Source organism: Streptomyces sp. NPDC002133 (genome assembly GCF_040296405.1).
Taxonomy (GTDB): domain Bacteria; phylum Actinomycetota; class Actinomycetes; order Streptomycetales; family Streptomycetaceae; genus Streptomyces.
Window position 1 is genome coordinate 1 of the sequence record NZ_JBEOXF010000117.1, and the last position, 9118, is coordinate 9118.

Sequence of the window (9118 nt, forward strand, 5' to 3'; positions counted from 1 at the left end):
TCAGTTTCTGCAAGTTGCGGACCCTTCTGAGGTCCCCTGCCTGCGATGCCGTGAAGATTCTCTGCCGCAATCGCCGTACTGTCTCCTCCTGGGCCCGCTTATGCGCGTCCGCGCTCGCCGCCGCGCGCGAGCGCTGCGCCGAGCTCGCCCGTCTTTCGCGCGACGCCATGTCCGAGGTGCGCCGCGTCGGTCCGCTCCGCGAGGAGTACGACCGGGTCGCCCGGCTGGCCGGGCTCACCGCGGGCACCTCCGCAGACAACACCCGCCGGATGCGCCTGGAGTCGTACGTCCTTGCGGCCCGTCTCGAGCAGGTCGCGGCCGCCGCCACCGTCCGCCTGCAGCGCATGTCCTCCGGCCGCTACACACTGGTCCACTCCGACGCCCGCTCCGGCGGCAAGCGCGCAGGACTCGGCCTGCATGTCGTGGACGCCTGGACCGGCCGCGAGCGCGACACCGCGACGCTCTCCGGCGGCGAGACGTTCTTCGCCTCCCTCGCCCTCGCCCTCGGCCTTGCCGATGTCGTGACGGACGAGGCCGGTGGAGTGCGCCTGGACACCCTCTTCATCGACGAGGGCTTCGGCAGCCTCGACGACCAGACCCTCGACGAGGTCCTCGACGTCCTCGACTCGCTCCGCGAGCGTGACCGCAGCGTCGGCATCGTCAGCCATGTGGGCGATCTGCGCCGGCGGATTCCCGCCCAGCTGGAGGTGGTCAAGGAACGGCACGGATCCGCCGTACGGTTGCGCGGCCTGGGTTCCGTCAGCGTCAGCGGGTGACGGCCCGCCGGGGCAGGGGCGACGAATAGACGACACTCGTCGTCACCGACCCGAGCGCACCGATCTTCCCGGAGACCTGCTCGAGGTGGCGCATCGACCGGGCGGCGACCTTCAGCACGAAGCAGTCGTCGCCGGTCACATGGTGCGCCTCCAGGATCTCGGGCGTCGCCGCGAGCAGATCGTGGAACGGCTTGTAGTTGCCGTTCGGATAGCGAAGTCGTACGAACGCGAGCACCTGCAGCCCGAGGCGCTCGTGGTCCACCACGGCCGTGTACCCGGAGATCACCCCGGCCTCCTCCAGCCTGCGGACCCGATCCGTCACGGCGCTCGGCGACATCGCGACCGTCCGGGCCAGCTCGGCGAAACTTGCCCTGCCCTGGCTCTGCAGGGCGTCGAGGATGCGCCAGTCCGTGGCGTCCGGTGAATATCCCGTCATCCCCGAGAAATAGCAGGGGATTCCCCGGCCCATCAAGAGAAGTGCCGGGAAATCCCACTTCAGCGTGACGATCAGCGACCGTAGATTCTGGGACATGACAACGCCACAGCTCACCACGGCCCCGAACCCCGTGCTCCGTGTTCCCCCGGCCTCCCCGGCCGCGGCCGCCGCCTACTTCTCCGCCGGTCTGGCCTTCCACGCCGATGTCTCCGATGTCGCCGCCGCGCTCGCCGCCGACGGCGACCCCGGCTTCGTCGTGATCGACTCACGCTCCACCGAGTCCTGGGACCAGGGCCACATCCCCGGGGCGATCCACCTGCCCACCGCCCTGATGCGCGAGCAGGCCGGGCAGCTCCTCGACCCGTCCGTACCGGTCGTCACGTACTGCTGGGGCCCCGGCTGCAACGGCGCCACCCGTGCCGCGCTCGCCCTCGCCGAACTCGGTTACCGGGTCAAGGAGATGCTCGGCGGCTTCGAGTACTGGGTACGGGAGGGCTTCCCGTACGAGACCCGGGAGGGCGAGGAGCGGCGGACACCGGACCCGCTGACCGCGCCGGTCGCCGCGGAGAACTGCGGCTGTTGAGGCCGGGGCGGCGTGTGCGCCCCCACGTCGTCCACCCCACCCGAATTCCGGGTGACAGCATGCGGACGTGGCCGCCAGGATGGGCTGCCATGCCCAGGATTCCGAACCCCGACGCGGCGGCGCTGCGCCGCGCCCCCCTGCCGCTCCGCGGCCGCACCGCCCTCGTCACCGGCGCCAGCCGACGCGGCGGCATCGGGTATGCCGTCGCCCGCCGGCTCGCCGCGTACGGCGCGAGCGTCTATCTCCACCACCATGTCCCCCACGACGCCGCCCAGCCCTGGGGGGCCGAGCCGGGCGGCCCGGAGGCTGTGGCCGATGGCGTACGGGAGGCACTGGGCGACCCGGATGCCCGCGTGTTCCACGGCCCGGGCGACCTCTCGGAAGCCGGGGCCCCGGCCGAACTGATGGCCCGGGCGGCCGAGGCGCTCGGTGGCCGCGTCGACGTACTCGTCGCCAACCATGCCCTCAGCGGTTCCGACGGCACGCTCGACGCGATCGACGCGGCGATGCTCGACGCCCACTGGGCGATCGACACGCGTTCCGTGATCCTTTTGGCGCAGGCGTATGCGCGGCTGCGGGCAACTCTGCCGCCCCGCACGCCCGGTGGCCGGATCGTCATGATGACGTCCGGTCAGGACATCGCCGACGGCATGCCCCACGAGCTCGCCTACGCCCTCGCCAAGGGCGCCCTGGCCTCGGCCACCCGCACCCTTGCCACCGCCCTCGGCGACCTCGCGGTCACGGTCAACACCGTCAACCCCGGTCCCGTGGACACGGACTACCTCTCGGGCGACGCGTACGACGCGATCGCGGCGCTCTTTCCGGCGGGCAGGTGGGGTATGCCGGACGATCCGGCCCGGCTCATCGCGTGGCTCGCGACGGACGAGGCGGAGTGGGTCACCGGTCAGGTCATCGACTCGGAGGGGGGCTTCCGCCGTTCCTGAGGGTTCGGCGCGTCCGGTGGGGCGACACGAGCCTGCACGGGACGGGACGGCACGGCACGGCTCCGCCCGAGGAGGCGGAGTGGGTCACCGGTCAGGTCATCGACTCGGAGGGGGGCTTCCGCCGTTCCTGAGGGTTCGGTGCGTCCGGTGGGGCGACACGAGCCTGCACGGCACGGCACGGGACGGGACGGCACGGCTCCGCCCGAGCCTGGTCCGTGTCCGAGGACGGGCGGCCGGGGCCGGCGGAGGGGGCCGGGCATTCTCAGCTCGTCCGGCGCTCGAGGACGGGCACCCTGGCTCACCGGACACCCCCGACACCCCGACACACACACCGGGCGCCGGACGCCCTCAGCAGCCCCGCGGGCACCGGCGGCGCTCACGTGCCGGCACCCGGCCGCGCGCCGATGGCGCGGCCGGGGTCGGTGACGTCGACGCCGTACGGCGCCGAGGTCAGAGCTTCGAGAGTTCGTCGACCAGGTCGTCGAGGCCCAGCGGGCCCTGGGACAGGGCCGCCATGTGCCAGGCCTTGGCGTCGAAGGCGTCGCCGTGCGCCGCGCGCGCGGCCTCGCGGCCGCGGAGCCACGCGCGTTCGCCGAGCTTGTAGCCGATGGCCTGGGCAGGCATGGACAGATAGCGGGTCAGCTCGCTCTCGACGAAGTCCGCGGGCCGGCCGCTGTGGCTGCCGAAGAACTCCTGGGCCAGGTCCGGCGTCCACCGCTCGCCCGGGTGGAACGGCGAGTCCGCGGGAATCTCCAGCTCCAGGTGCATGCCGATGTCGACGATGACCCGGCAGGCCCGCATCATCTGCGCGTCCAGATAGCCGAGCCGGCGCTCCGGGTCGGGCAGGAAACCGAGCTCGTCCATCAGCCGCTCCGCGTACAGCGCCCAGCCCTCGGCGTTCGCGCTGACGCCGCCGATCGTCGCCTGGTAGCGGGAGAGCTGGTCGGCGACGTGCACCCACTGCGCGATCTGCAGGTGGTGGCCGGGCACACCCTCGTGGTACCAGGTGGAGACCAGGTCGTACACCGGGAAGCGCGTCTCGCCCATCGTGGGCAGCCAGGTCTGGCCCGGCCGCGAGAAGTCCTCCGACGGACCGGTGTAGTACGGGGCGGCCGCGCTCCCGGCCGGGGCGATACGGGACTCCACCCTCCGTACCCGCTCGGCGAGTTCGAAGTGCGTACCGTCCAGCGCCTCGACCGCCTCGTCCATCAGGCTCTGCAGCCAGACCCGGACCTCCTCGACGCCCTCGATGTGCGTGCCGTGCTCGTCGAGATGGGCGAGGGCCTCCCAAGGGCCGGAGCCCGGCAGGATCTTGTCGGCCTCGGCCTTCATCTCGCCGAGCAGCCGGCGGTATTCGGCCCAGCCGTACGCGTACGCCTCGTCGAGGTCGAGATCGGTGCCGTTGAAGTAGCGGACCCAGCGCGCGTACCGCTCGCGGCCCACCGTGTCGGACGCGGACTCCACCGCGGGGGCGTAGACCTCGCCCATCCAGTCGCGCAGGCCGGTGACCGCGGCCGCGGCAGCGAGCGCCGCGCTGTCCAGCTCGGCGCGCAGACTGTCCGGACCGGCGGCGACGAACTCCTGGAACCAGCTCCGGCCCTCCCCGTCGGAGCCGGTCGCTCCCGACCACTCGTCGAGCTGCGTGACGAAGGCGGCCGTGGCGCGCGGACCGGCGGGCAGCTTGCGGTCCAGGCCGAGGGAGAGTGAGGCCCGGTAGCCCGCCAGCGCGTCGGGGACCGCCCGCAGTCGCTCGGCGATCGTGGCCCAGTCCGTCTTCGATTCCGTCGGCATCAGCGTGAACACGTTGCGCACGGCGTGTGCGGGGGAGCGCAGGTTGCTGACGGTGCGCAGTCCCTCATCGGCTTCGTGCACGGCCAGTTCCGCCGTGAGCCGCTCGCGCAGAAGGCGCCCGCAGCGCCGTTCGGCATCCGAACCCGCTCCGGGCTGCCGCTCCGCCTCGTCGAGGCGGCGCAGCGTCTCGCGGGCGAGTTCGGCCACGGCCTCCTGGCCGGCCGGGGAGAAATCGGGGAGGCGGCTCGCGCTCTCCGGGACGCCCAGGTAGGTACCGGTGATCGGATCGAGGTCGATGAGTGCGTCGACGTAGGCGTCGGCGACCTGGCGGGGCAGCGCGCTGCTCGGTGTCTCTGGCATGTGCTCATCCTGACCGCTGCGAGGGGCCCGCGTCACCATCGTCCGATCTCGGTCGGCTGACAAACGAGCCTGCGCGGCGACCTCAGGGGACGGGGGGCAGCAGCGGTCCGCAGTCCCAGTGCTGGAAGATCAACCGGGTCTCCACCCGGGCGACCTCCGGCCGTGAGGTGAATTCGTCGAGCACGAGCCGCTGGAGATCCGCCGCGTCAGCGACGGCCACGTGCACCAGATAGTCGTCGGGGCCGGTCAGATGGAAGAGCGCGCGCGACTCGGGCAGTGCCCGCACCCGCTCGACGAACGGACCGATCAGGTCCCGGCGGTGGGGGCGTACCTGAACGGAGAGGAGTGCTTCAAGCCCTCTTCCGAGTTTGGCCGGATCGATGCGGAGCTGATGGCCCAGGATCACCCCGCTGCGACGGAGCCGGGCGACCCGGTCGAGGCAGGTGGAGGGCGCGACGCCCACCTCGGAGGCCACGTCCCGGTACGTGGTCCGGGCGTCGTTCTGCAGAATGCGCAGTATGTGCAGATCCACCGGATCGAGAACGACGGAATCAGCCATGGCCCGAACGTAGCACGGAGCGATCGCGCTACTCTCCGGTAATTGTTCAGAGTGCGGCCATGGACTACGCCTCCTCCGCCGCGCCCACCCCCGCCAACAGGGCGCTGGCCACCGAAGCCGTGCACGCCGGCCGCGAAGATCTCGTGAAGCTGGGCGTGCACGCCGCGCCGATCGACCTGTCCACCACCTACCCCTCCCATGACGTGGAGGCGGAGGCGGCACGTATCGACGCCTTCGCCGCGAGCGGGGGCCGGCTCGACGGACCGCCCGTCTACGCCCGGCTCGACAATCCCACGACGGCCCGCTTCGAGACCGCCCTGGCCCGGCTCGAGGGGACGGCCGACGCGGTGGCCTTCGCCAGCGGAATGGCGGCGCTGACCGCGGTGCTGCTGGTCCGGTCCGCCATGGGCCTGCGCCATGTCGTCGCGGTCCGTCCGCTGTACGGATGCAGCGACCATCTGCTGGACGGCGGACTGCTCGGCACCGAGGTCACCTGGACCGACCCGGCGGGCGTCGCCGACGCGATCCGGCCGGACACCGGGCTGGTCATGGTCGAGACGCCCGCCAACCCGACCCTCGCCGAGACCGACATCAAGGCGCTCGCCCACTCCTGCGGCTCGGTGCCGCTGCTCGTGGACAACACCTTCGCCACCCCCGTCCTCCAGCGGCCCGTGGAGCACGGGGCCCGGATCGTGCTGCACAGCGCGACCAAGTACCTGGGCGGACACGGCGATGTGATGGGCGGCGTCGTGGCCTGCGACGACGAGTTCGCGTCCGCCCTGCGGCAGGTGCGCTTCGCCACCGGCGGGGTGCTCCACCCGATGGCCGGCTATCTGCTGCTGCGAGGGTTGTCCACGCTTCCGGTACGGATCAGGGCGGCCTCCGTGACCGCAGCCGACCTGGCCCGGCGGCTCGCCGCCGACCCGCGCGTCGCCCGGGTCCACTACCCGGAGATCGGCGGCGCGATGGTCTCCTTCGAGGTGTACGGCGAGCCGCGCGACGTCATCGCGGGCGTACGGCTGATCACGCCCGCGGTCAGTCTCGGCAGCGTCGACTCCCTGATCCAGCACCCGGCCTCCATCAGCCACCGCATCGTGGCCGAGGGAGACCGGCGTGCCGCGGGCGTCAGCGACCGGTTGCTGCGCATGTCGGTCGGTCTCGAGGACGTCGAGGATCTCTGGGCGGATCTGTGCGAGGCGCTGAGCGGCGCTACGCCTGCTCGCTCCGCCCGTGCGGGAGCGGCCGGATCTGCGGGAGCTCACGAGGCAGTCCGTGCGGGATCTCGTACGGCAGCCGGGACGCCACGGGAGCCGCGCCCAGCCGCGCTGTGATCACCAGGGTGCCCTCCTCGATCTGGTAGTCGAGCGGGAGGCCGAGAGCGCGCATGGCCGCGACCATGCCCGTGTTGGACGACTGCGTCACGGCGTACACGCTCTCGCATCCCGCCTCGACGGCCATCGCGACCAGCCGGCCCAGCAGTTCGGAACCGATGCCGCGGCGCTGCCACTCGTCCTCGACCAGCAGGGCGACTTCGGTCTCGTCCCCGTCCCACAGCAGATGGCCGAGGGCGACGAGCCGGCCGGAGGACGTCTCGACGGCGAGGGTGCGTCCGAAACGAGGGCTGAGCAGATGGTTCAGATAGCGGTCCGCGTCGCCGACCGGGCCGTGGTAGCGCAGGCTCAGCGTGCGTGTGGAGCAGCGGTCGTGCATCGCCCGGGCGGCGGCGACGTCGCCGCGGTCGGCCCGGCGCACGGTGATCTCGTTGCCCTCGGGGAGGGTCAGCACGGCCTGGCTGCGCGGAATGCGCGGGCCCAGGCGGGCGTCGAGCTCGACGAGCGCGCGGGCGCGCGCGAACTCGGTCGGCGTGAACGGCAGATACGGCCGCTCGACGGTGATCGTGCCGCCGCTCGGATCGCGCAGCCGCATCAGGGTCTCATCGAGGACGCCCTCGACGGGGGCGGGCTCGCCGGTCGGCCGGCCCGCGAGGTTGACTGCGGGCACGGAGTGGATGGTGCAGCGGCCGAGCAACTGACGTAGTGCGAGGGGCAGTTCGGCCGCATCGAGCGCGGTGCGTGTGGCGAGGCCGAGCAGCCGGGTCGGGGTGTCCACCAGGTCGTGGGCGTCGGCGCGCTCGATCCAGGTGCTGCTGCCGCCCGCGGCCGAGACCTCGCGGGTGATCTCCTGCGCCTGGAGCGCGGCGGGGGCCCGCAGCAGGAACTCGTCGACGGTCCCGTCCGCCAGCGGATGCGTCTGGAGCGTGAGGATGTCCACGTGGTGCCTGGCAAGGGCCGTGCACAGCGCGGCTAGACTCCCGGGCTCGTCCCGCACGGTCGTGCGCATCCGCCACAGCGTGGTCTCGCGCGGCGCGTCGGATCCGCCGGCGCCCTCCGACGCGCCGGTCGGGGCGGAGAGGCGGGCGGTCCCGGAGCCGTCGGCCCCGGGACCGCCGGTATCGGCGGCCGGAGGCGCATGGCCGTGGCGGCGTGCCCACCATGTGTGGAACGCGGCCGTGGCGATGAGCGCGACGGCGGAGGCGACGAGCAGATACGGGCCGTCGGGACCGTGGGCGATCATGTTCGCCACGGCGTCGGCGACGGCGACGGCGGTGAACAGGGCGGCCAGCTCGACGAGGTCCCGCCGCCAGTGGTGCTGGCGGCGGGTGCGCTTCGCGTAAGTCACTTCAGTCATGGAATCACTGTGACCGAGCGGTGTTGCGTGATCACGAACGCTTTGTGACTGACTGGTTAAGCATGGATCTAGCGGGTTAGTGGCTGTTTTCGGCATTTTGCGTCCTGGGTTGATCACGGCTGTGACGGATAGCGGTCAGCAGCCGGTCGGCCTGGGCCACCAGCTGGGAGGAGCCGCCGCGAGCGGCCAGCTCCGGGAGACCGGCGGGCTCGGCGACGCTGCCGGGCTCCGTGGCCGCCCCGCACCGCTCCAGGCAGTCGGCGGCCACGGCCAGTATCCCGCCCGACCCGCGCGGTGGATCACCGGCGTCGAGCAGACCGGGCAGGACCGAGCCCAGCACCGACCACATCGTCGCGTAGGCACCGGTCGCGGCGGCCGTCCGGACCGCATCCGCAAGCCGGTTGGGCTTCACCGCGCCGAGCCGCAGCAGCTCGGCCGCATCGCGGCCCAGCCGTCCGCCGTCCAGCTCGCCGCGGGCGGCGAGCACGAGGAGCGCGTCCACCGCCGCCAGCCGGTCCTCGGCGTGCCGTGCGCCGAGCCCGTACGCGACCGCCAGGTGCACGGCCTCACCGGCCGGGCCGCCGCACTCGGTCAGCCGGGGCAGCAGCGCCGCGTTGCCGCGCTCCTCGGCGGTGGCGCAGGCCGCAACCTCGGGCAGTGTCCAGGCGGCCAGCGTCTCGCGGTCCTCGGGCAGCACCGCGAACCACTGGGTCTCCAGGGCCGACCAGTGGTAGCAGCGGCCCGATCCGGAGTACGGGCGCCCGAGCCGCTGGAAGGCCCGCGGGAAGTCGCGCTGGAGAGCGAGACGTTCCCTGCTCTCGACGACGATGTGGCGCGCGGCCTGCCGTGCCCGGTCCCACCAGTGCGGCCGGGCCTCGGCGTTCGGCTCGTGCACGCGCCGCACCAGCGGCGCCGCACCGGCGTCCGCGCCGAGCCAGGCGGCGAGCCTCTCGCCTTCCCGCGTGCCCAGCGCCGTGGCCG

7 protein-coding genes and 2 pseudogenes are annotated in these 9118 nt (G+C 72.7%); 4 read left to right on the forward strand and 5 right to left on the reverse strand.

Annotated features, from left to right (window positions below; all coding sequences use genetic code 11):
- On the forward strand, positions 1-776 hold a 776-nt coding region (locus ABT078_RS41910), incomplete at its 5' end, for an SbcC/MukB-like Walker B domain-containing protein (RefSeq protein ID WP_351237638.1).
- Here the strand turns inward: ABT078_RS41910 and ABT078_RS41915 are convergent.
- Positions 766-1212: an Lrp/AsnC family transcriptional regulator gene (locus ABT078_RS41915; protein WP_351237640.1), complete on the reverse strand. Its 447-nt coding sequence runs from the start codon at positions 1210-1212 to the stop codon at positions 766-768. The two genes, ABT078_RS41910 and ABT078_RS41915, sit on opposite strands and share 11 nt — an antisense overlap.
- A 94-nt stretch (positions 1213-1306) precedes the next feature.
- On the opposite strand from ABT078_RS41915, the gene ABT078_RS41920 reads away from it, so the two are divergent.
- Positions 1307-1795 (forward strand): rhodanese-like domain-containing protein, encoded by a 489-nt coding sequence (locus ABT078_RS41920; protein WP_351237642.1) that lies wholly within the window; start codon positions 1307-1309, stop codon positions 1793-1795.
- Between the two features lie 89 nt (positions 1796-1884).
- Positions 1885-2739 (forward strand): SDR family oxidoreductase, encoded by an 855-nt coding sequence (locus ABT078_RS41925; protein ID WP_351237644.1) that lies wholly within the window; start codon positions 1885-1887, stop codon positions 2737-2739.
- Between the two features lie 450 nt (positions 2740-3189).
- On the opposite strand, the gene ABT078_RS41930 is transcribed toward ABT078_RS41925, so the two are convergent.
- Complete coding sequence (locus ABT078_RS41930) at positions 3190-4890, reverse strand: DUF885 domain-containing protein (protein WP_351237646.1); 1701 nt, start codon at positions 4888-4890, stop codon at positions 3190-3192.
- An 82-nt stretch (positions 4891-4972) separates the two neighbouring features.
- Positions 4973-5449, reverse strand: a complete 477-nt coding sequence (locus tag ABT078_RS41935; RefSeq protein WP_351237648.1) for an Lrp/AsnC family transcriptional regulator — start codon at positions 5447-5449, stop codon at positions 4973-4975.
- A 59-nt stretch (positions 5450-5508) separates the two neighbouring features.
- Here ABT078_RS41935 and ABT078_RS41940 point away from each other — a divergent pair.
- Positions 5509-6705: pseudogene (locus tag ABT078_RS41940) on the forward strand (trans-sulfuration enzyme family protein); the annotation flags it as partial.
- Here the strand turns inward: ABT078_RS41940 and ABT078_RS41945 are convergent.
- Complete coding sequence (locus tag ABT078_RS41945; protein ID WP_502981569.1) at positions 6659-8137, reverse strand: GNAT family N-acetyltransferase; 1479 nt, start codon at positions 8135-8137, stop codon at positions 6659-6661. The pseudogene ABT078_RS41940 and the gene ABT078_RS41945 overlap by 47 nt on opposite strands.
- Positions 8138-8213: 76 nt before the next feature.
- Positions 8214-9118: pseudogene (locus tag ABT078_RS41950) on the reverse strand (DUF6493 family protein); the annotation flags it as partial.

Coding starts and splice junctions, on each gene's coding strand:
- ABT078_RS41915 (WP_351237640.1), bottom strand. CDS start 1,212: ATGACGGGATATTCACCGGACGCCACGGACTGGCGCATCCTCGACGCC.
- ABT078_RS41920 (WP_351237642.1), top strand. CDS start 1,307: ATGACAACGCCACAGCTCACCACGGCCCCGAACCCCGTGCTCCGTGTT.
- ABT078_RS41925 (WP_351237644.1), top strand. CDS start 1,885: ATGCCCAGGATTCCGAACCCCGACGCGGCGGCGCTGCGCCGCGCCCCC.
- ABT078_RS41930 (WP_351237646.1), bottom strand. CDS start 4,890: ATGCCAGAGACACCGAGCAGCGCGCTGCCCCGCCAGGTCGCCGACGCC.
- ABT078_RS41935 (WP_351237648.1), bottom strand. CDS start 5,449: ATGGCTGATTCCGTCGTTCTCGATCCGGTGGATCTGCACATACTGCGC.
- ABT078_RS41945 (WP_502981569.1), bottom strand. CDS start 8,137: ATGACTGAAGTGACTTACGCGAAGCGCACCCGCCGCCAGCACCACTGG.